The organism is Enterobacter cloacae complex sp. GF14B (genome assembly GCF_004136805.1).
GTDB classification, from domain to species: domain Bacteria; phylum Pseudomonadota; class Gammaproteobacteria; order Enterobacterales; family Enterobacteriaceae; genus Enterobacter; species Enterobacter hormaechei_C.
Genome location: NZ_QFRV01000053.1, coordinates 12,994 through 33,287, shown reverse-complemented (window position 1 = coordinate 33,287; position 20,294 = coordinate 12,994). Strand labels below are relative to the sequence as shown.

22 protein-coding genes and 1 other annotated feature are annotated in these 20,294 nt (G+C 53.5%); of the genes, 9 read left to right on the top strand and 13 right to left on the bottom strand.

Translation table 11 applies throughout. From position 1 onward, the window contains the following. Window positions 1–483 precede the first annotated feature (483 nt). The 3 genes from clpB to rluD all read right to left on the bottom strand — a co-directional run bounded on the left by clpB (window position 484) and on the right by rluD (window position 4,895). Entirely contained in the window at window positions 484–3,057 is a 2,574-nt protein-coding gene (gene clpB, locus DD606_RS16890) for an ATP-dependent chaperone ClpB (protein ID WP_003863168.1), read from the bottom strand. 129 nt (window positions 3,058–3,186) lie between these two features. Then, entirely contained in the window at window positions 3,187–3,918 is a 732-nt protein-coding gene (yfiH, locus tag DD606_RS16885; RefSeq protein ID WP_003863167.1) for a purine nucleoside phosphorylase YfiH, read from the bottom strand. Then, complete coding sequence (gene rluD, locus DD606_RS16880; RefSeq protein WP_129258905.1) at window positions 3,915–4,895, bottom strand: 23S rRNA pseudouridine(1911/1915/1917) synthase RluD; 981 nt, start codon at window positions 4,893–4,895, stop codon at window positions 3,915–3,917. The genes yfiH and rluD overlap by 4 nt, the downstream gene beginning before the upstream one ends. Before the next feature lie 131 nt (window positions 4,896–5,026). Between rluD and bamD the strand changes: the two genes are divergently transcribed. The 4 genes from bamD (at window position 5,027) to pheA (ending at window position 7,794) form a co-directional block, all read left to right on the top strand. Continuing rightward, the gene (gene bamD, locus DD606_RS16875; protein ID WP_003863164.1) at window positions 5,027–5,764 is read left to right on the top strand and encodes an outer membrane protein assembly factor BamD; all 738 of its coding nucleotides are present in this window, start codon (window positions 5,027–5,029) and stop codon (window positions 5,762–5,764) included. A 267-nt stretch (window positions 5,765–6,031) separates the two neighbouring features. Continuing rightward, window positions 6,032–6,373 (top strand): ribosome-associated translation inhibitor RaiA, encoded by a 342-nt coding sequence (gene raiA, locus DD606_RS16870; protein WP_003863162.1) that lies wholly within the window; start codon window positions 6,032–6,034, stop codon window positions 6,371–6,373. A 104-nt stretch (window positions 6,374–6,477) separates the two neighbouring features. Next, window positions 6,478–6,603: a sequence feature (Phe leader region), on the top strand. Then, window positions 6,479–6,526, top strand: a complete 48-nt coding sequence (pheL, locus tag DD606_RS16865; protein ID WP_100229775.1) for a pheA operon leader peptide PheL — start codon at window positions 6,479–6,481, stop codon at window positions 6,524–6,526. Its footprint overlaps the feature before it by 48 nt. 30 nt (window positions 6,604–6,633) lie before the next feature. After that, a complete protein-coding gene (gene pheA / locus DD606_RS16860) occupies window positions 6,634–7,794 on the top strand; it encodes a bifunctional chorismate mutase/prephenate dehydratase (protein WP_023314685.1) in 1,161 nt (386 codons plus the stop codon). Here the strand turns inward: pheA and DD606_RS16855 are convergent. Genes DD606_RS16855 through aroF form a run of 3 tightly spaced genes read right to left on the bottom strand, consistent with a single transcriptional unit; the run spans window position 7,791 to window position 10,926 of the window. Further along, the gene (locus tag DD606_RS16855; protein ID WP_059370217.1) at window positions 7,791–8,663 is read right to left on the bottom strand and encodes an SMP-30/gluconolactonase/LRE family protein; all 873 of its coding nucleotides are present in this window, start codon (window positions 8,661–8,663) and stop codon (window positions 7,791–7,793) included. The two genes, pheA and DD606_RS16855, sit on opposite strands and share 4 nt — an antisense overlap. Window positions 8,664–8,723: 60 nt before the next feature. After that, window positions 8,724–9,845 carry a bifunctional chorismate mutase/prephenate dehydrogenase gene (gene tyrA / locus DD606_RS16850; RefSeq protein ID WP_022649060.1) on the bottom strand — a complete coding sequence of 374 codons (1,122 nt, stop codon included), beginning with the start codon at window positions 9,843–9,845 and terminating at the stop codon, window positions 8,724–8,726. Between the two features lie 10 nt (window positions 9,846–9,855). Then, window positions 9,856–10,926 carry a 3-deoxy-7-phosphoheptulonate synthase AroF gene (aroF, locus tag DD606_RS16845; protein WP_006811632.1) on the bottom strand — a complete coding sequence of 357 codons (1,071 nt, stop codon included), beginning with the start codon at window positions 10,924–10,926 and terminating at the stop codon, window positions 9,856–9,858. A 212-nt stretch (window positions 10,927–11,138) separates the two neighbouring features. Between aroF and DD606_RS16840 the strand changes: the two genes are divergently transcribed. The 4 genes from DD606_RS16840 (at window position 11,139) to DD606_RS16825 (ending at window position 13,914) form a co-directional block, all read left to right on the top strand. Continuing rightward, window positions 11,139–11,513 (top strand): DUF2799 domain-containing protein, encoded by a 375-nt coding sequence (locus DD606_RS16840; RefSeq protein WP_003863151.1) that lies wholly within the window; start codon window positions 11,139–11,141, stop codon window positions 11,511–11,513. Between the two features lie 153 nt (window positions 11,514–11,666). Further along, window positions 11,667–12,203, top strand: a complete 537-nt coding sequence (locus DD606_RS16835; RefSeq protein ID WP_023323613.1) for a YfiR family protein — start codon at window positions 11,667–11,669, stop codon at window positions 12,201–12,203. Then, window positions 12,196–13,416 carry a diguanylate cyclase DgcN gene (dgcN, locus tag DD606_RS16830; RefSeq protein WP_129258903.1) on the top strand — a complete coding sequence of 407 codons (1,221 nt, stop codon included), beginning with the start codon at window positions 12,196–12,198 and terminating at the stop codon, window positions 13,414–13,416. Before DD606_RS16835 ends, dgcN begins: the two co-directional genes overlap by 8 nt. Before the next feature lie 12 nt (window positions 13,417–13,428). Continuing rightward, window positions 13,429–13,914: an OmpA family protein gene (locus DD606_RS16825; RefSeq protein WP_003863144.1), complete on the top strand. Its 486-nt coding sequence runs from the start codon at window positions 13,429–13,431 to the stop codon at window positions 13,912–13,914. A 2-nt stretch (window positions 13,915–13,916) separates the two neighbouring features. Here DD606_RS16825 and DD606_RS16820 read toward each other — a convergent pair whose 3' ends face one another. The 7 genes from DD606_RS16820 to ffh form a co-directional block, all read right to left on the bottom strand. Then, on the bottom strand, window positions 13,917–15,287 hold the full coding sequence (locus DD606_RS16820) for a PepSY domain-containing protein (protein ID WP_023314689.1): 1,371 nt from the start codon (window positions 15,285–15,287) through the stop codon (window positions 13,917–13,919). A 38-nt stretch (window positions 15,288–15,325) separates the two neighbouring features. Beyond that, the gene (locus tag DD606_RS16815) at window positions 15,326–15,730 is read right to left on the bottom strand and encodes a DUF2946 domain-containing protein (RefSeq protein WP_003863141.1); all 405 of its coding nucleotides are present in this window, start codon (window positions 15,728–15,730) and stop codon (window positions 15,326–15,328) included. Between the two features lie 132 nt (window positions 15,731–15,862). Then, complete coding sequence (gene rplS, locus DD606_RS16810) at window positions 15,863–16,210, bottom strand: 50S ribosomal protein L19 (protein WP_002914145.1); 348 nt, start codon at window positions 16,208–16,210, stop codon at window positions 15,863–15,865. Between the two features lie 43 nt (window positions 16,211–16,253). Continuing rightward, window positions 16,254–17,021: a tRNA (guanosine(37)-N1)-methyltransferase TrmD gene (trmD, locus tag DD606_RS16805; protein ID WP_003863138.1), complete on the bottom strand. Its 768-nt coding sequence runs from the start codon at window positions 17,019–17,021 to the stop codon at window positions 16,254–16,256. A 31-nt stretch (window positions 17,022–17,052) separates the two neighbouring features. After that, window positions 17,053–17,592: a ribosome maturation factor RimM gene (rimM, locus tag DD606_RS16800; RefSeq protein ID WP_003863136.1), complete on the bottom strand. Its 540-nt coding sequence runs from the start codon at window positions 17,590–17,592 to the stop codon at window positions 17,053–17,055. Window positions 17,593–17,607: 15 nt separating this feature from the next. Continuing rightward, entirely contained in the window at window positions 17,608–17,856 is a 249-nt protein-coding gene (rpsP, locus tag DD606_RS16795; protein WP_003863133.1) for a 30S ribosomal protein S16, read from the bottom strand. 116 nt (window positions 17,857–17,972) lie between these two features. Beyond that, on the bottom strand, window positions 17,973–19,334 hold the full coding sequence (gene ffh / locus DD606_RS16790) for a signal recognition particle protein (protein WP_003863132.1): 1,362 nt from the start codon (window positions 19,332–19,334) through the stop codon (window positions 17,973–17,975). Between the two features lie 166 nt (window positions 19,335–19,500). Between ffh and DD606_RS16785 the strand changes: the two genes are divergently transcribed. Then, entirely contained in the window at window positions 19,501–20,292 is a 792-nt protein-coding gene (locus DD606_RS16785) for an inner membrane protein YpjD (RefSeq protein WP_003863130.1), read from the top strand. The last annotated feature ends 2 nt before the right edge of the window (window positions 20,293–20,294 follow it).

Below are 20,294 nucleotides of genomic sequence, written 5' to 3'. Positions count from 1 at the left end.
GTGTTAGGCCTGCCGCCAGCGTTCAATCTGAGCCATGATCAAACTCTTCAATTTAAAAGTTTGATGCTCAATGAATTAAACTTCGTAATGAATTACGTGTTCACTCGTTGAGACTTGGTATTCATTTATCGTCCGAGGACGTTAAGAATCCATGTCACTTTGAGTGCCCACACAGATTGTCTGATAAATTGTTAAAGAGCAGTGCCGCTTCGTTTTCGCTGCGGCGCGGGGTGTGCATATTACGCTTTCCCGCTTCAGAGTCAAGCGTTTGTTTTGCTTTTCTCTGCTGACCCGGCGGCTTGCGTGCCGTTGTTCCGTGTCAGTGGAGGCGCATTATAGGGAGTTATTCTGAGGCTGCAAGTGCAAAGTGAAAATTATTTACCGACTGCTCACTTTCCAGGCAAAACACATCTCAGACATTAATTCTTGCCTGGTTTTTAAACAAAAACGAGCCGCAAGCGGCCCGTTTTTGCGTTTTGTGACTTACTGCACTGCCACAATTCGGTCTTCGTTGGCTTCCAGACGGATAACTTTGCCCGGAACCAGCTCCCCAGAGAGGATTTGCTGTGCCAGCGGGTTTTCGATCTGCTGCTGGATAGCACGTTTTAACGGACGCGCGCCATAAACAGGATCGTAACCATTCTCGCTCAGCAGTTTCAGCGCATCATCCGAGATGTGGATTTCATACCCACGCTCTTCCAGACGTTTGTACAGACGCTGCAACTGGATCTGCGCAATCGACGCAATGTGTTTCTCACCCAGCGGATGGAACACGACCACTTCATCAATACGGTTGATGAACTCCGGACGGAAGTTTTGGCTGACCACACCCAGCACCAGATCTTTCATATGGCTGTAATCCAGCTCACCGAAGCGTTCCTGAATCAAATCGGAACCCAGGTTCGAGGTCATGATCACCACCGTGTTACGGAAGTCGACCGTTCTTCCCTGCCCATCCGTCAGACGCCCATCATCCAGCACCTGCAACAGAATGTTAAACACGTCAGGATGTGCCTTTTCTACTTCATCCAGCAGGATGACGGAATAAGGACGACGGCGAACCGCTTCCGTCAGATAACCGCCCTCTTCATAACCGACATATCCCGGAGGCGCACCGACCAGACGCGAGACGGCGTGTTTCTCCATAAACTCGGACATATCGATACGCACCATCGCGTCATCGCTGTCGAACATAAAGTTAGCCAGCGCTTTACACAGCTCGGTTTTACCGACACCGGTTGGCCCCAGGAACAGGAACGAGCCGATTGGACGATTCGGATCGGACAGCCCCGCACGGCTACGACGAATGGCGTTAGATACCGCTTCGACCGCTTCGTTCTGTCCAATGACGCGCTGATGCAGATCCTGCTCCATACGCAGCAGTTTCTCGCGTTCGCTTTCCATCATGCGAGCCACAGGAATACCCGTCCAGCGCGCCAGCACTTCGGCAATCTCGGCATCCGTCACTTTATTACGCAACAGACGCATGGTTTTGCCTTCCGATTGCGTGGCGATCTCAAGTTGTTTTTCCAGCTCAGGGATCTTGCCGTACTGTAGTTCAGACATCCGTGCCAGATCCCCTACGCGACGCGCCTGCTCAATGGCAATTTTAGCCTGCTCCAGCTCCGCCTTGATTGTCTGGGTGCCAGAGAGGGAGGCTTTCTCAGCTTTCCACTCTTCTTCCAGCTCAGAATACTGACGCTCTTTCTCGTCCAGTTCTTCGTTGAGCATATCAAGGCGTTTCTTGCTCGCTTCATCAGACTCTTTGTTCAGCGCCTGCTGTTCCAGCTTGAGCTGGATAATACGGCGATCGAGTCGGTCCAGCTCTTCCGGTTTCGAGTCAATCTGCATACGGATGCTGGACGCCGCTTCATCGATAAGGTCAATGGCTTTATCCGGCAACTGACGGTCGGCAATGTAACGATGCGAAAGCGTCGCCGCCGCAACGATGGCCGGGTCGGTGATCTGCACGTGATGGTGCAGCTCATAACGCTCTTTCAGACCACGCAAAATGGCGATGGTATCTTCTACGCTTGGTTCAGCGACAAACACCTTCTGGAAACGACGCTCCAGCGCGGCATCTTTTTCAATGTACTGACGGTACTCGTCCAGCGTAGTGGCGCCGACGCAGTGAAGTTCACCGCGCGCCAGCGCAGGTTTCAGCATGTTCCCGGCATCCATTGCGCCGTCAGCTTTACCCGCCCCCACCATGGTGTGCAGTTCGTCGATAAACAGGATGACGTTACCTTCCTGTTTCGCCAGATCGTTCAGCACGCCTTTCAGACGCTCTTCAAATTCACCGCGGTATTTCGCCCCGGCCACCAGCGCGCCCATATCCAGCGCCAGTACGCGACGGCCTTTCAGCCCTTCGGGCACTTCGCCATTAACGATACGCTGCGCCAGCCCTTCAACGATGGCGGTTTTACCGACGCCTGGCTCACCAATCAGCACCGGGTTGTTTTTGGTACGACGTTGCAGTACCTGTATTGTCCGGCGGATTTCTTCGTCGCGGCCGATCACCGGGTCAAGTTTGCCCTGCTCGGCACGTTCGGTCAGGTCGACCGTAAATTTCTTCAAAGCCTGACGTTGGTCTTCGGCTCCCTGGTCGTTCACGCTTTCACCTCCGCGCATTTTCTCAATCGCCTGGGTCACATTAGCGGTGGTTGCACCGGCGGATTTCAGCAGGTCGGTTAAGGTACCGCGTGATTCAAGCGCCGCCAGAACAAACAGCTCTGACGAAATAAAGTTGTCCCCACGTTTTTGCGCCAGCTTGTCGCAAAGGTTCAGCACGCGCACCAGATCCTGCGACGGCTGCACGTCGCCGCCGGTACCTTCTACCTGCGGTAAACGGCTCAGCGCCTGATCGATGGCAGTGCGTAACTGGCCGGCATTAATGCCAGCGGACGTTAATAAAGGACGTACCGATCCCCCTTCCTGATTCAGCAAGGCGCTCATTAAATGAAGAGGTTCGATAAATTGGTTGTCGTGCCCCAGTGCGAGGGACTGGGCATCGGCGAGAGCAAGCTGGAATTTATTAGTAAGACGATCCAGACGCATAACTCCTCCCATAACAGGTCAAATTTGCTACTGGAGATTAAATGAGGTCATCCCTCAATTATTCAAGGTTAATAACCTGAATTATGTGAAAAGAAAACGGCGCGTACCGGATCGTCTTGATTCTTTAGGTTATATCAGCCAAATGAAACTTGCCATACGGCCTGTCGTCTTGTCGCGGCGATAGGAGAAAAAATCACCCTTTTCGGTGAAGGTACAGCGATCTCCGCCGAAGATTTGGGTCACACCGACGTTATTCAGGCGCTGGCGGGCAAGCTGGTAAATATCGGCCAGATATTTATCTCCGGAAGCCACGAACGCTTCGACCGCTTGCGGATCTTTTTCCATAAAGGCATCGCGCACTTCGGGCCCGACCTCAAATGCCTGCGGGCCAATCGCCGGGCCAAGCCAGGCGATGAGATTTGCAGAATCGTCCTGAAAGCAGGCGACGGTCTCTTCCAGAACGCCTTCGCACAGGCCTCGCCATCCGGCGTGGGCAGCAGCCACTTCAGTTCCTGCCTGATTGCAGAACAACACCGGCAGGCAATCAGCGGTCATCACCGCGCAAACCGTTCCCGGCGTATTGCTGTACGAAGCATCGGCGCGTTTAGACGCATAGGGCTCACCCGTCAGCTTCAGCACCGCTTTACCGTGCACCTGCTCAAGCCAGACCGGTTTTGAAGGAAGGTTTCCCGCAGCAAAGAGGCGTTTACGGTTCTCTTCAACGTGCTCCAGGTTATCGCCACAATGCGCACCGAGGTTCAGAGACTCCCACGCGCCCTGGCTCACGCCACCGATACGGGTTGAACTACAGGCGGCCACGCCTTCAGGCAGTGGCCACTCCGGGACAATCAGTTTGGTCATAACCAGTCCACGTGATCCTTATGTTCTTCGAAATCTGCGCGCATCGCGTCGATAAGTTCCACCATATCCTGTGGGATCGGCGCATGCCATTCCATCTGAATTCCGGTGATTGGGTGGTAAAGACGAAGCATCGTCGCATGCAGCGCCTGGCGATCGAATTTACGCAGCACGGAGATGAATTCATCCGATGCGCCCTTTGGTGGACGCGGACGACCGCCGTAAACCGGGTCACCCACCAGCGGATGGGTAATATGCGCCATGTGCACGCGGATCTGGTGAGTACGCCCGGTTTCCAGGCGCAGACGCAGGCGGGTATGAATACGGAAATGTTCCATGATGCGGTAATGGGTTACCGCCGGTTTACCCATCGGGTGTACGGACATATGCGTACGCTTGGTTGGGTGACGGCTGATAGGCTCTTCCACCGTGCCGCCAGAGGTCATATGACCAATCGCCACCGCTTCATACTCACGGGTGATTTCGCGCAGTTGCAACGATTCCACCAGGCGAGTCTGGGCGGGAATCGTCTTCGCCACTACCATCAGACCCGTGGTGTCTTTATCCAGACGGTGAACAATACCGGCACGCGGTACGTCGGCAATCGGCGGATAATAATGAAGGAGTGCGTTAAGTACCGTACCGTCAGGATTGCCCGCGCCCGGGTGAACAACAAAGTCGCGCGGCTTGTTGATGACCAGAATGTCGTCATCTTCGTAGACGATATCCAGCGGGATATCCTGCGGCTCGAAGCGGATTTCCTCTTCGATTTCAGCATTGATGGCGACAGCTTCCCCACCAAACACTTTCTCTTTTGGTTTGTCCCAGATCATGCCGTTTACCAGCACGCGCTGGTCAAGGATCCATTCTTTTATGCGTGAACGCGAATAATCAGGGAACAATTCGGCCAAAGCCTGATCTAAGCGTTGACCGAGCTGATTTTCGGAGACTGTTGCGGTGAGTTCTACTCGTTGTGCCATAAACTGCTTCTTCGTTTAACGTTGGGTTTTACGGCTTTGCCGTTTAATATAGTGTGCTATTGTAGCTGGTCTTAATCGGGAGCAGGAACTGAGTTTCTCCCGGACAAACATTTGAGGAAAGTCAAAACGTCATGACGCGCATGAAATATCTGGTGGCAGCGGCCACGTTGAGCCTGGCTTTGGTGGGCTGCTCCGGTTCGAATGAACAGGTCCCTGACAATCCGCCGAATGAAATCTATGCGACTGCACAACAAAAGTTGCAGGACGGTAACTGGAAACAGGCGATAACGCAACTGGAAGCGTTGGATAATCGCTATCCGTTTGGTCCGTATTCGCAGCAGGTACAGTTAGATCTTATCTACGCCTACTACAAAAATGCCGATCTGCCGCTGGCTCAGGCAACGATCGATCGTTTCATGCGTCTGAACCCTACCCATCCTAACATCGATTACGTGATGTACATGCGCGGCCTGACTAACATGGCGCTGGATGACAGTGCATTGCAGGGCTTCTTCGGGGTGGATCGTTCTGACCGTGACCCGCAACATGCGCGTGATGCTTTCAATGACTTCTCCAAACTGGTGCGTAGCTACCCGAACAGCCAGTACATTACCGATGCCACTAAGCGTCTGGTGTTCCTGAAAGATCGTCTGGCGAAATATGAGTACTCCGTTGCGGAATACTACACCCGCCGTGGCGCATGGGTTGCCGTGGTTAACCGTGTAGAAGGCATGCTGCGTGATTATCCGGATACCCAGGCAACGCGTGATGGCCTGAAGCTGATGGAAAATGCGTATCGCCAGATGCAGATGACGGCTCAGGCTGACAAAGTGGCGAAAATCATCGCCGCGAACAGCAGCAACACCTGATACCGCTACAACGCATAACGGCAGCCCGCGGGCTGCCGTTTTTTTATTCTTTCAGACTTACGCTGAAGCGGTTTAGCTTCAACATATCCATTCAACTATGACCGCAATTTTTGGCTTCGACAAGGTAAATCTCACCTCTTCCTGCCCTGCCTCACAAAAAAGATTCCCTGACAAAAACCGACAAAATAACGTGATCTAAATCACACATTTTGACATTGGGTCGGGTATGCTGGAATCACCAAGACGGAAAGACAAGAGGTAAAATTTATGACAATGAACATTACCAGTAAACAAATGGAAATTACTCCGGCAATCCGCCAGCACGTCGCAGACCGTCTCGCCAAACTGGATAAATGGCAAACACATTTGATTAATCCACATATCATCCTGTCCAAGGAGCCGCAGGGTTTCATCGCTGATGCAACTATCAATACTCCAAACGGCCATCTGGTCGCCAGCGCAAAACACGAGGATATGTACACCGCAATTAACGATTTGATCAACAAGCTGGAACGGCAGCTCAATAAAGTGCAACACAAAGGTGAAGCACGTCGCGCCGCAACCTCGGTGAAAGACGCCAGCTTCGCGGAAGAAGTTGAAGAAGAGTAATCCTCTAAAATTGAGTGTACCGACAACGCGCCTTCGGGCGCGTTTTTTATTGACAGGATCAAAACAGTGCAGGTACTTTAACCCTATCATTTTCAGGATGACCTTATGAAACAGACGCCGTTTTTCTTCGCATTCTTTTTTACCTTCCCCTGACCGGGAGGCGTTTCGTCGTGTGATAAAGAATGCGAAGACGAACAACAAGGCCTCCCACACCGGGAGGCCTTTTTTATTGATAACGATAAAATGAGACAGACAACACTATGACACCGGAAAACCCGCTCCTGGATTTACGCGTAAAAATCAGTGCACTCGACGAAAAATTACTGGCCCTGCTGGCCGAACGCCGCGCGCTCGCCATTGAAGTGGGCAAAGCGAAGCTCGAGTCCCATCGGCCGGTGCGCGATATCGATCGCGAACGTGATTTACTGGAACGGTTGATTCAACTCGGCAAAGCGCATCATCTGGATGCGCACTACATCACCCGCCTGTTCCAGCTCATCATTGAAGATTCCGTTCTGACGCAACAGGCCCTGCTCCAGCAGCATCTGAACAAAACCAACCCGCACTCTGCTCGTATCGCTTTCCTCGGCCCGAAAGGCTCCTATTCTCATCTGGCGGCTCGCCAGTACGCAGCCCGCCATTTCGAAGAGTTTATTGAGAGCGGTTGCGCGAAATTTGCAGACATTTTCAACCAGGTCGAAACCGGCCAGGCAGATTACGCCGTGGTGCCTATTGAGAACACCAGTTCCGGCGCCATCAACGATGTTTACGATTTGCTCCAGCACACCAGCCTGTCGTTAGTCGGCGAGTTGACCATCCCTATCGATCACTGTGTGCTGGTCTCTGGCTCAACCGATCTGAGTCAGATCGAAACGGTGTACAGTCACCCGCAGCCGTTCCAGCAGTGCAGCCAGTTCCTGAACCGTTATCCGCACTGGAAAATTGAGTACACCGAAAGCACCTCGGCGGCGATGGAAAAAGTGGCGCAGGCAAACTCTCCTGCCGTCGCGGCTCTCGGTAGCGAAGCGGGCGGCGCGCTGTATGGCTTACAGGTGCTGGAACGCAATCTGGCCAACCAGACGCAGAATATCACCCGTTTCGTGGTTCTGGCCCGCAAGGCCATCAACGTGTCGGACCAGGTCCCGGCGAAAACCACCCTGTTGATGGCGACCGGCCAGCAGGCGGGTGCGCTGGTTGAAGCGCTGCTGGTGCTGCGTAATCACAACCTGATCATGACGAAGCTGGAATCCCGCCCAATACATGGCAACCCGTGGGAAGAGATGTTCTATCTCGACGTTCAGGCCAACCTGGAGTCTGCATCCATGCAGAAAGCCCTGCGCGAACTGGGCGAGATCACACGCTCCATGAAAGTGCTGGGCTGCTATCCGAGCGAAACCGTGGTCCCGGTCGATCCGGCTTAATGTTCGATAAAGCGGCTTTTCTTCATCCCTGCCACATTTACAGGCAGGGTGAAGATGGCACCGGAAAGCGGGTATTTCGCCAGCTCCTCCGCCTCCATATTTTCCCGCGTGGTGGTGATAAACAGCGTTTTCATATCGTCGCCGCCAAAGCAGACCATTGTCGGGCAGCGTACCGGCAGCCGGTGCTCTTCCAGCTGTTCGCCTTGCGGTGAAAACCGTGCGATACGCCAGCCGTCAAACAGTGCGCTCCAGTAGCAGCCTTCCTCATCCATTGCCGCACCGTCGGGAATACCGTCTCCCTCGCTAAACCGGCGAAACTCTTCGCGCTTACCGGGTTCCCCCTGCTCATCAAGCGGCGTACGGTAGATCACACCGTTCGGCGTATCAGAAGTAAACATCCACCGTTTGTCAGGACTAAACGCTAAACCGTTATGCCCCTGGATATCGCACTGGATCACTTTCGGCGTCAGGTCGTTGTCGATACGCATCAACATGGCCCCGTTATAATCTCCCGGCCCCCAGAACGTGCCCGCATAAAACCGTCCCTGATGATCGGTACCGCCATCGTTAAAACGTGCAAGCTGCGGGTTGGATGGGTTATCGCAAACCTTACGCTGGAGCAGGCCGTGTTTATCGGTCAGCCAGATGGCGTTTCGCATCGCGACGATAAATCCGCCGCGTTCACGCAGGGCAAAACACCCAACTTCTTCATGGAATGAGAGCACCGAGTGTTCCGCGGTGGGCAGATGGTACCGATGGATCTCCCCTTCCAGGATATCCGCCCAGTAGAGCGCCTTCTCTTCTGCACTCCACGTCGGGCATTCAGGCAGATGCCCGGTATAGTTCAACAGCAGCTGCGGTTCAGCCATGACAGTTCCCCAAAATGAAAAAAGCCAGCATTGCTGGCTTTCAGTATATACATCATTACATTACTGGCGACTGTCATTTGCCTGGCGCAACAGCGTGCGGCTTTCACTCTGGAATCGCGTGGCGTAATCACCGAACCAGTGCTCCACTTTACGGAAACTGTCGATAAACGCTTGTTTATCGCCGTGTTCCAGCAAGGTGATCGCTTCGCCAAAACGCTGATAGTAGCGCTTGATCAGCGCCAGGTTATTTTCAGACGACATGATGATGTCGGCGTAAAGCTGTGGATCCTGGGCAAACAGTCGCCCCACCATCGCCAGCTCCAGACGATAGATTGGCGAGGAAAGCGCCAGCAATTGTTCAAGCTGAACGTTCTCTTCCGCCAGGTGCAGACCATAGGCGAAGGTTGCAAAGTGGCGCAGCGCCTGAATAAACGCCATGTTCTGATCGTGCTCAACCGCACTGATACGGTGCAAACGTGCCCCCCAGACCTGAATCTGTTCCAGGAACCACTGATACGCTTCCGGCTGACGACCGTCGCAGTAAACCACTACCTGCTTCGCCAGGCTGCCGCTGTCCGGGCCAAACATCGGGTGTAACCCAAGCACGGGCCCGGTGTGCGCCGCCAGCATTGCCTGTAGAGGACCATTTTTAACGGACGCCAGATCCACCAGAATGCAATCTTCCGGCAGCGGAGGAAGTTTCGCGATAATCTGCTCCGTCACATGAATCGGTACGCTGACGATAACCATTCCGGCATCCTTCATGAGTTCCGGTGCATGCGGCCAGTCCTCTTTTTCCAGGATGCGCACCTGATAGCCAGAAAGCGTCAGCATTTTTTCAAACAGACGCCCCATCTGGCCGCCGCCACCGACAATCACCACCGGACGCAGCGACGGACAGAGGGTTTTGAAGCCCTTGTCGTTTTCGCTGGAATAGGATTCCCGCATCACACGACGCAGGACATCTTCAATTAAGTCCGGTGAAACGCCCAGCGCCTGTGCCTCTTTACGGCGGGAGGCGAGCATAGAGGCCTCACGCTCCGGAACGTAAATTGGCAGGCCGTATTTGCTTTTAACTTCGCCGACCTCAGCAACCAGTGCCATGCGGCGCGCCAGTAGGTCCAGCAACGCCTTATCCACTTCATCAATTTGATCGCGTAATGCGGTCAATTCAGCAACCATAACTATCCTCTTATGCCAGACGCGTCGCCAGCTGGCCGTTCAAATCTTTGTGGATCTCACGCAGTAGCGCATCAGTGGTTTCCCAGCTGATGCAAGCATCCGTGACGGAGACGCCGGGCTTCATCGCGCTACGCGGCTGTTCCGATGACTGATTGCCTTCATGAATATTACTTTCAATCATCAGGCCGATAATTGAACGGTTACCATCTTTAATCTGTGCAATCACAGATTCTGCAACCGCAGGCTGGCGACGGTAATCTTTATTCGAATTACCATGACTGCAATCTACCATCAGCGCCGGACGCAGTCCCGCCTGTTCCATCTCTTTTTCACACTGCGCGACATCCGCCGGGCTGTAGTTTGGCGCTTTACCGCCGCGCAGGATCACATGCCCGTCCGGGTTGCCCTGCGTTTGCAGCAGGCATACCTGGCCCGCCTGGTTGATCCCGACAAAACGATGGGGCATAGCGGCGGCGCGCATGGCGTTAATCGCCGTAGCCAGGCTGCCGTCGGTACCGTTTTTAAAACCAACCGGCATAGACAGGCCAGACGCCATCTCGCGGTGGGTTTGCGACTCGGTGGTGCGCGCCCCAATCGCAGACCAGCTAAACAGATCGCCGAGGTACTGCGGGCTGTTCGGATCCAGCGCTTCGGTTGCCAGCGGCAGCCCCATGCTGACCAGCTCTACCAACAGGCGACGCGCAATCTTCAGGCCCGCTTCCACATCAAACGAGCCATCCATGTGCGGATCGTTGATCAGTCCTTTCCAGCCAACGGTCGTACGTGGCTTCTCAAAATAGACGCGCATCACCAGATAGAGGCTATCGCTGACCTCCTCCGCTAATGCTTTAAATCGACGAGCGTACTCAATGGCGGTTTCAGGATCGTGAATGGAGCAAGGACCACATACCACCAGCAGGCGCGGATCGCGGCCTGCGATAATGTCAGAAATGGTCTGGCGCGAGTGCTCAATCTGAGCTTCCTGCGCGACGCTCAGCGGGAATTCCGCCTTCAGTTGATCCGGGGTGATTAACACCTGTTCGTCAGTGATATGTACGTTGTTCAGCGCGTCTTTTTGCATGATTGCGATCCTGTCAAACTCGTTTGCGATAGTGGTTTTCCTCGAAGAGGTGACACAACGATATCACATCAAGTAAAGATTTCAATCCAAAATACGTACATATTACTTTACAGAAGCCCTTTAATTGCAAAATTAATGGCCTAAAACCGTAAATTTAAAATTACACACGCACACTTGTAAGCCAGGCTATGCTCACAAAAAGGAGAATAGCCATGCGTTCAATTACTCTCATGTTGTTGTCGCTGATTTTGTCGGGTTGCCAGATCAATCCTTATACTTTTCAGCCTGGCTGGACCAGCCCGGACTGGTTCACTGCCGGTAAAGAAGACGCTATGAATGGTGTTCCGGTTAAAGATAACCAGGCTCTGGCCGATAGTTTTAATGACCCTCAGGTTGATCGAGGGGAATATCTTCGTGGCTACGCTGACGGACAGAAAAAAATATGCGAAGAGGGCTTTATTCACGCCTGGGGATTAGCGGGAAAATCATTTCCTGCCAGCTGCGATACAACTGAAAATGCAGTAAAACTGCATGAATCCTGGCAACAAGGATTGGATGAAAGTATGCGTTCCAGCAGGCTGAATTGAGCCTGCCTTAATTCCTCTGAATATAGCTCACTGTAAGATTTAGCTTAGGTCAAAACAGGGATATTTCTGACATAATGACGGCTTTGATAAACAATGGTATTCTGCCGACAATTCTTAAGGACATCTATTTCCGGGGCGGTTTGGCGGATTCTGATGAGAAATGCAATCTTGATCGCTTTGCTCCGACTCCCCCTGGCGCTAATGCTGTTCATTTTAGTGGCCCCTGCAAAGGCAGGCTCGTTCACTGAAACGGATAAATCAGTACGTTCGATTGTTTCTGGTATTGTGAGCTACACCCGATGGCCAGCACTGTCTGGCCAGCCTAAGCTCTGTATTTATGCCTCTTCCCATTACAGACAGGCGCTCAGCAGTGAAGATGAACACAACCCGTTGCCCTATAGTCCTGTTATTGTGCATAGCGATCGGGAAGCACTCACAGCAAGGTGCGATGCCCTCTATTTCGGGAGCGAGTCGCCAGCAAAACAACAGGAAATAATAAATCAATATCAGGACCAGGCGTTGCTATTAATGTCAGAACAAAATCCTGAATGCGTTATTGGCAGCGCATTTTGTCTGATAATAGAGCACAACCAGGTCAGGTTTTCCGTAAATCTGGATGCGCTGGCGCGCAGTGGCGTAAGAGTCAATCCGGATGTATTAATGCTCGCACGGAATAAGAAGCATGAATAAGGAAGTCGTACCAACACCGCGTCCGACGTTTAAAAGAACGTTGCGGCGAATCAGCATGATAAGCGTCATTATAACGATGACGTTTATATGGTTGCTGCTGTGTTTCGCTTCCGTGGTGACATTAAAGCAATACGCGCAAAAAAACCTCGAACTTACCGGCGCCACCATGAGCCACAGCCTTGAAGCCTCTCTGGTGTTCAACGATGCCATGGCAGCAAATGAAACGCTGGCGACCCTCGGCAAGCAGGGGCAGTTTGCCGTGGCGGAAGTGCTTAATGCACATCATAAACGGTTTGCCTGGTGGTCGTGGAACCCGGCGGATAATACCGACACGCTGGGCGCGCTGGTCAACCGGTGGCTGTTCCCTGTTCCTGTCGCAAAGCCCATCATACATAACGGCAATGTGATTGGCGAAATTCGTCTGACCGCACGCGACAGCCTGATTAGCCACTTTATCTGGCTCTCGTTTGCAGTCCTCACCGGGTGCATTCTTTTTGCTTCTGCCGTCGCATTGACCATCACCCGCTCGCTACATCATGGCATGGTTGTTGAAATGCAAAACATCACTGACGTTGTGCATGACGTTCGCACCAACCGCAACTTTTCTCGCCGGGTAACGGAAGGCCGCATTGAAGAGTTCCACCAGTTTGGAGAAGACTTCAACAGCCTGCTGGATGAAATGGAAGAGTGGCAGCTCAAACTACAGGCGAAAAACGCTCAACTGTTGCGTACCGCCATGCACGATCCGCTCACGGGGCTTGCAAACCGCGCCGCGTTTCGCAACAACATTGCAGCATTAATGAATGACGCTTCGGCAAAAACCAATTCCGCCCTGCTATTTCTGGACGGTGATAACTTCAAGTTTATCAATGACACCTGGGGTCATGCCGCGGGTGACTGCGTTCTGATCGAAGCCGCAAAAAGGATGGTCGAATTTGGCGAAAAACGTCATCAGTCTTACCGTCTTGGCGGCGACGAATTTGCCATGATCCTTTACGGCGTCCACACCGCGCGTGAGGTCGAATATATTTGCGCTGCGCTGTCGCAGCAATTTATCCGTCCGTTTGATCTGCATAACGGGCACACAGCATCAATGTCACTCAGCATTGGCTTTGCTCTGGCATGGGAAAATGCCTCCGTTGAGGCCTTACTGGAGCAAGCCGATCGCAATATGTATCTGGTCAAAAACCAGCGTTCGAAAACAATATCCTGAAAGGAAGACGATATGTTAAAGCGATATTTTGCGCCGTTGTTACTGGCATCACTGGCAATGTCCGGATGCCAGTCATCCCCTGAAGGGAAATTCACGCCAGAGCAAATCGCGGCCATGAAATCCTATGGCTTTAACGAACTGAATGGCGACTGGTCTCTGGGCCTGTCAGATAAGATCCTGTTTGATAAAAATGACGCCAGGCTGCGCCCGGAAAGTGAAACGCAGATCCAGACTATGGCCTCACGCCTGGCGGCAACCGGCCTGAACCACGCCCGGATGGATGGCCATACGGATAACTATGGCGAAGAGAGCTACAACGAAGCGCTTTCGTTAAAACGTGCCAATGTTGTGGCGGATGCCTGGGCGAAGGGCGCGAACATCCCGCGCAGCAACCTCACCACGCGGGGCTTAGGCAAAAAATACCCTGTCAGCAGCAACCGCACTGCACAGGGGCGCGCTGAAAACCGCCGGGTTGCGGTAGTCATCAGCACGCCTTAAGGCTATTTAACGGATGTTCCGGCGAGCGACACGCCTGAAACCGCTCGCCAGCGCAGCCAGTCAATCACAATAAAGACCACCAGACTGACGCCCATTACTGGCAACGCCAGCCCCAGCAGGAGGCTTATCAGGAACGTCACTCCCCTTCCCCACAGCGGCAATGCCAGCCAGCTTTGACAGAGCGTCTGTACCGGGTTCGCGGCTGACGTTGCAGGGCGACGCATCCACCACATCCGGTATCCCCAGATAATCAACACGCACAGCGCAACGCCAAACGCGATGAGCAGCAGCTGATTTGCCAGACCAAACAGGATCCCCATATGGAAATCCACGCCCCAGCGGGTGAGTTTAGCCATCAGCGGGAAATCCCCGAAGCGAGTGCTGTCCAGCACCTTCAGTGAGTGGGGATCCACGGCAACGGCATCAACCTGCGTCGGCCAGCGGCGATCGATTTCCGTCACCGTCCAGGCCTGGTCGTCCCTGCTTGCCGGGCGGATCTCAACCTTTTTCGCATCAATTCCTGACTGGCGGGCGGCCTGCAATACGCTGTCAAAAAGCGACAGTTCAACAGGCATTTCAGGCATCGTCATTCCCCCGTGATGACCACGATGTTCGGCGTGTTCATCCCTCATTTCCGGCGCACCGGAAAGGGTGGTATTTACCTGCGGCGTCAGCCAGTTCATCTCTGCACGCAGCTTATCGACGTTGCCACCGGCCCATTGTGACCAGGTTAACCCGGTGACTGAGAACAGCAGCATTCCCGTCAGTAACGTCCAGCCTAAGATCACATGCAGGCGACGACGATTCTGGAAACGATTGTTAATACGGCGCTTCGGTCGGGTGTAGAACCACAGCGCGATCCCGCCCAGGGCAGCAACCCACATCCACGAGGCGGCTAACTCGCTATAGAGGCGTCCGATGTTGCCCAGCATCAGCGAGGTATGCAGATAATCGATAGTCTGACGCAGCGGTAAAATCCCGCTGGTGCCGTACACAGTCATATCCCCTCGAACCTCAAGGCTGGCGGGATCAATAAAAATAGCCCGATGCTCGGAGGGACCCAGCGCCGGGTCGGCAAACATCACGCGGGTCGTTTCACCCTCTTCCAGCCCCGGACGAACAGCATGTAAACGCAGCGCTGAACCCACGGCCTTTTCTGCCACGGCAATTTGTTCAGCAAGAGGCTGCGCCTCACCAACGGCATCCGTGTGGAGTGCATAATGGTACAGCGCATTTTCAAGCTGCGGCGTGGCGACATACAGCGTACCGGTCAGCGCTGCGAAGAAGATAAACGGACCGACAAACAGCCCGATATAGAAATGGAGGCGACGCAGCAGGTTTCCCCATGCCGCGCGCGGAGTGCAGGTAGTCATACTTTTCCTTTTTAAGGCAAAAAGTGAGTGATTTTGTTTTAAAGGGAGAAAGCAGACCGACGCGGCGGCGCGCGGGTATCGGGGTAAAGCCAGGGGAAGAAGTGCCAGTGGCTGACCGCCTGACGAGGCGGCTTCACGCGCAGCCGCTGCAACACCACGCTGAGCAGAACGATAAGCGCCAGCATCACGCCAGGCACATGCGCTAACAGCACGCAGTAGCCGCATGCTTCAGCATGGTCAACTGGCATAGAATGCGTCATATCACCATGATGCTCGTCCACCGACATCATGCTCATGTCGTGGTGCATGCCCGGCATGGCGCTCATGGGATCTTTTTGCAGCGAGACGGAGATCAGCGGCGCCACGACGATCAGCAGGATCGCAAACAGCGCGGTCAATGCCGCTGCGCGTTTCCAGCTATGCTGATGCAGTACGTTATCCACTTACCCTCCACCCAAGAGGCGAACATTGTAAATGATTTATGACGGAAGGGTTAACGCGAGAGGTGCGATGAGATAAAAAAAGGGCCAGCCTTTCGGCCAGCCCTTTCTAACAGGATGTCGCTTAAGCGAATCTTAGTTCAGACGCTCTTTAATACGAGCAGACTTACCAGTACGCTCACGCAGGTAGTACAGTTTAGCTTTACGTACAGCACCACGACGTTTAACAGCAATGCTGTCAACTACCGGAGAGTGAGTCTGGAAGACACGCTCAACGCCTTCGCCGTTGGAAATTTTACGAACAGTGAATGCAGAGTGCAGACCGCGGTTACGAATAGCGATAACCACGCCCTCGAATGCCTGCAGACGTTTTTTGGAACCTTCAACAACCCATACTTTCACTTCCACGGTGTCACCTGGACGGAAGGAAGGTACGTCCTGCTTCATCTGCTCTTGTTCAAGTTGCTTAATAATGTTGCTCATAATTTAATCTCTTATCCTGGGTAAACTGATATTCGGGAGCGTATTACGCTTTCCCATCATGTTCATGCTGCTGGTGCGCGTGTTCAGTTTTGAACTCGGCCAGCAACTTTGCTTGCTCTTCAGTCAGAGCCAGGTTTTCCAGAAGTTCAGGTCTTCTAAGCCAGGTTCGGCCCAGCGACTGCTTCAAACGCCAGCGACGTATCTCGGCATGGTTTCCAGACAGTAACACTGCCGGGACTTCCATCCCTTCTAACACTTCAGGACGAGTATAGTGTGGACAGTCCAGCAACCCATCGGCAAAGGAATCTTCCGTTGCCGAAGCTTCATGGCCCAGAACCCCCGGAATAAACCGGGCGACGGAGTCAATCAGCGTCATTGCCGGTAACTCACCACCGCTGAGAACGTAATCGCCGATAGACCATTCTTCGTCAATCTCGGTTTGAATTACGCGCTCATCTATTCCTTCGTAGCGACCACAGACCAGAATCAGTTTTTGATTCGTCGCCAGTTCGCTCACGCCCGCTTGATCAAGCTTGCGTCCCTGAGGTGACAGATAAATCACCTTCGCGCCTTCACCTGCCGCGGCTTTTGCTGTGTGAATGGCGTCCCGTAAGGGTTGCACCATCATCAACATCCCCGGTCCGCCGCCGTAAGGACGATCGTCCACGGTACGGTGCCGGTCGTGCGTGAAGTCACGAGGACTCCAGCTCTGGATGCTCAGCAGGCCATTCTTTACTGCCCGGCCAGTTACCCCGTAATCGGTAATCGCGCGGAACATTTCAGGAAACAGGCTAATTATGCCAATCCACATAGCGCCGTCTTTTACCGTTTATCCGGAGAATTTAAAAACCAGGATCCCAATCTACTTCAATGGTTTGAGTAGTGAGATCGACTTTCTTGATAACCTGTCCATCGAGGAACGGAACCAACCGCTCCTTGATGCCAAATGCATCTTTCAGGTTTGCCTTAATGACGAGAACGTCATTTGACCCGGTTTCCATCATGTCGATGACTTTCCCCAGGCTGTAGCCTTCAGTGGTCACTACCTGGCAACCCATAAGGTCTTTCCAGTAGTAGTCACCCTCTTCCAGCTGCGGCAACTGCGACGAATCCACGACAATCTCACAATTAGTCAGCGCATTCGCGGCATCACGATCGTCAATGCCTTTCAGCTTGATGATGATGTCCTGATTGTGGTGACGCCAGCTTTCCAGCTCGACCTCTTCCCACTTACCGGCTTTCTGGATAAACCAGGGCTGGTAATCAAAAATGCTATCAGCGTCTTCAGTGGAGGAAAACACTCTGAGCCAACCACGGATACCGTAGCAAGAACCCATTTTTCCCAATACGATCGGTTCAACAGGTGCTTTATTGCTCATCATGACCACCGTGACAGATTAAGCTGCTTTATTTGCTGCTTTGATCAGCGTAGCAACGCGATCGGAAACAGTAGCGCCCTGGCCAACCCAGTGAGCGATACGATCCAGATCCAGACGGGTTTCTTCTTCTGCGCCAGCGGCCAGTGGGTTGAAGAAACCAACGCGCTCGATGAAGCGACCGTTGCGTGCATTACGGCTGTCAGTCACAACAACCTGGTAGAACGGACGCTTTTTAGCGCCGTGACGTGCTAAACGAATAGTTACCATAACATCCTCTTGTGTGAATAAAACAACCGGGCCCCATCGAGGAACGGAGCCCGGGTGTCATATTAAAAGCCCGAAAATTTTACTCATTTTCGGGCAAAAAGCAATCTCAAAAGCGATTATCGCCCAGGAAAACCGGGCGGCATCATGCCTTTCATGCCGCGCATCATCTTCGCCATGCCGCCTTTCTTCATTTTCTTCATCATGCGCTGCATGTCGTCGAACTGTTTCAGAAGGCGGTTTACGTCCTGCACCTGCATGCCGCAACCGGCAGCGATACGGCGTTTACGGGAACCTTTGATGATTTCTGGCTTCGCGCGCTCTTTCAGCGTCATCGAGTTGATGATGGCCTCCATACGCACCAGCACTTTGTCATCCATCTGGGATTTGACGTTGTCCGGGATCTGGCCCATGCCTGGCAGTTTGCCCATCAGGCTTGCCATGCCGCCCATGTTTTTCATCTGACGCAGCTGCTCAAGGAAGTCGGTCAGATCGAAACCGTCACCTTTTTTCAGCTTGCTGGCGAGTTTTTCCGCCTGGGCGCGGTCAACCTTGCTTTCAATATCTTCGATCAGCGACAGCACGTCGCCCATGCCGAGGATACGGGAGGCAATACGATCCGGATGGAACGGCTCCAGCGCTTCGGTTTTCTCGCCCACGCCGAGGAACTTAATTGGCTTACCGGTAATATGACGAATAGACAGCGCCGCACCGCCGCGGGCATCGCCGTCGACTTTGGTCAGCACCACGCCGGTTAACGGCAGGGCTTCGTTAAACGCTTTTGCGGTGTTTGCCGCATCCTGACCGGTCATGGCGTCAACAACAAACAGGGTCTCTACTGGATTGATAGAGGCATGAACCTGCTTGATTTCGTCCATCATCGCTTCGTCAACGTGCAGTCGACCGGCGGTATCCACCAGCAGCACGTCGTAGAATTTCAGCTTCGCCTCTTTCAGCGCCGCGTTAACGATGTCGACAGGCTTCTGGGCCACGTCGGACGGGAAGAAGTCCACGCCAACCTGCTCGGCCAGCGTTTCCAGCTGTTTGATCGCCGCCGGGCGATACACGTCCGCCGACACCACCAGCACCTTTTTCTTGTGCTTTTCGCGCAGGAATTTCCCCAGCTTACCGACGCTGGTGGTTTTACCCGCACCTTGCAGACCCGCCATCAGCACGACGGCCGGCGGCTGAGCCGCCAGGTTAAGCACCTGGTTCTCTTCGCCCATCGCCGAAACCAGCTCGTTACGGACGATTTTGACGAACTCCTGACCCGGAGTCAGGCTCTTGTTCACTTCATGGCCAACCGCTTTCTCTTTCACGCGGTTGATAAAATCACGCACGACCGGCAACGCGACGTCTGCTTCCAGCAGCGCCATGCGCACTTCGCGCAGCGTTTCCTTGATGTTCTCTTCGGTGAGGCGTCCACGGCCGCTGATGTTGCGCAGCGTGCGCGACAAACGATCGGTTAAATTATCAAACATTGTCTCTCGCCTGGGGTAGAAACGTTAGGTCGCCTGGGCGACACATACACAGAATTTTGCCGGAGTATAACATGAAGGCGCCTTTGTTGTTATGCAACGGTTGGAGCAGGCGTCACGTAACGTTATACTGCTTCTCTTTCTTATTAAGACAACTGTCGACGCCTATATGCCTGTTTTCGCACTGATCGCCCTTGTTGCCTACTCTGTCAGCCTCGCGCTGATCATTCCTGGCCTGCTGCAAAAAAACAGCGGCTGGCGGCGCATGGCTATTCTTTCGGCAGTGATCGCACTGATTAGCCACGCCTTTGCGCTGGAATCACGCATTATCCCCGGCGACGGCAGCGTGCAAAATCTGAGCGTACTGAACGTCGGCTCGCTGGTCAGCCTGATGATCTGTACGGTCATGACCATTGTCGCGTCTAAAAACCGTGGCTGGCTGCTGCTGCCGATAGTCTACGCCTTTGCGCTGATCAATCTGGCGTTAGCCACGTTCATGCCCAATGAGTTTATTACTCACCTGGAAGCCACGCCGGGGATGCTGGTGCATATCGGCCTGTCGCTCTTTGCCTACGCGACGCTGATCATCGCCGCCCTTTACGCCATGCAACTCGCCTGGATTGACTACCAGCTGAAAAATAAAAAGCTGGCGTTTAACCACGAAATGCCGCCGCTGATGGTGATTGAGCGTAAGATGTTCCACATCACCCAGGTCGGCGTGGTGCTGCTGACGCTCACGCTCTGCACCGGGCTGTTTTACATGAAGAACCTGTTCAGCGTGGAGAATATCGATAAAGCGGTGCTCTCCATCATCGCGTGGTTTGTCTATATTGTCCTGTTATGGGGCCATTATCATGAAGGCTGGCGCGGTCGCCGCGTGGTCTGGTTCAACGTTGCGGGTGCGGGCATTCTCACGCTTGCCTATTTTGGTAGCCGCTTCATACAGCAATTTGCTGGCTAAGT

Excerpts from the sequence above, each read along its gene's own strand:
- trmD (WP_003863138.1), bottom strand. The coding sequence starts at position 17,021 with ATGTGGATTGGCATAATTAGCCTGTTTCCTGAAATGTTCCGCGCGATT.
- DD606_RS16825 (WP_003863144.1), top strand. The coding sequence starts at position 13,429 with ATGTTAAAGCGATATTTTGCGCCGTTGTTACTGGCATCACTGGCAATG.
- DD606_RS16820 (WP_023314689.1), bottom strand. The coding sequence starts at position 15,287 with ATGACTACCTGCACTCCGCGCGCGGCATGGGGAAACCTGCTGCGTCGC.
- yfiH (WP_003863167.1), bottom strand. The coding sequence starts at position 3,918 with ATGACCAAACTGATTGTCCCGGAGTGGCCACTGCCTGAAGGCGTGGCC.
- DD606_RS16835 (WP_023323613.1), top strand. The coding sequence starts at position 11,667 with ATGAGAAATGCAATCTTGATCGCTTTGCTCCGACTCCCCCTGGCGCTA.
- tyrA (WP_022649060.1), bottom strand. The coding sequence starts at position 9,845 with ATGGTTGCTGAATTGACCGCATTACGCGATCAAATTGATGAAGTGGAT.
- clpB (WP_003863168.1), bottom strand. The coding sequence starts at position 3,057 with ATGCGTCTGGATCGTCTTACTAATAAATTCCAGCTTGCTCTCGCCGAT.
- rplS (WP_002914145.1), bottom strand. The coding sequence starts at position 16,210 with ATGAGCAACATTATTAAGCAACTTGAACAAGAGCAGATGAAGCAGGAC.
- rimM (WP_003863136.1), bottom strand. The coding sequence starts at position 17,592 with ATGATGAGCAATAAAGCACCTGTTGAACCGATCGTATTGGGAAAAATG.
- rluD (WP_129258905.1), bottom strand. The coding sequence starts at position 4,895 with ATGGCACAACGAGTAGAACTCACCGCAACAGTCTCCGAAAATCAGCTC.
- ffh (WP_003863132.1), bottom strand. The coding sequence starts at position 19,334 with ATGTTTGATAATTTAACCGATCGTTTGTCGCGCACGCTGCGCAACATC.
- pheA (WP_023314685.1), top strand. The coding sequence starts at position 6,634 with ATGACACCGGAAAACCCGCTCCTGGATTTACGCGTAAAAATCAGTGCA.
- aroF (WP_006811632.1), bottom strand. The coding sequence starts at position 10,926 with ATGCAAAAAGACGCGCTGAACAACGTACATATCACTGACGAACAGGTG.
- bamD (WP_003863164.1), top strand. The coding sequence starts at position 5,027 with ATGACGCGCATGAAATATCTGGTGGCAGCGGCCACGTTGAGCCTGGCT.
- DD606_RS16855 (WP_059370217.1), bottom strand. The coding sequence starts at position 8,663 with ATGGCTGAACCGCAGCTGCTGTTGAACTATACCGGGCATCTGCCTGAA.
- DD606_RS16840 (WP_003863151.1), top strand. The coding sequence starts at position 11,139 with ATGCGTTCAATTACTCTCATGTTGTTGTCGCTGATTTTGTCGGGTTGC.
- rpsP (WP_003863133.1), bottom strand. The coding sequence starts at position 17,856 with ATGGTAACTATTCGTTTAGCACGTCACGGCGCTAAAAAGCGTCCGTTC.
- raiA (WP_003863162.1), top strand. The coding sequence starts at position 6,032 with ATGACAATGAACATTACCAGTAAACAAATGGAAATTACTCCGGCAATC.
- DD606_RS16785 (WP_003863130.1), top strand. The coding sequence starts at position 19,501 with ATGCCTGTTTTCGCACTGATCGCCCTTGTTGCCTACTCTGTCAGCCTC.
- dgcN (WP_129258903.1), top strand. The coding sequence starts at position 12,196 with ATGAATAAGGAAGTCGTACCAACACCGCGTCCGACGTTTAAAAGAACG.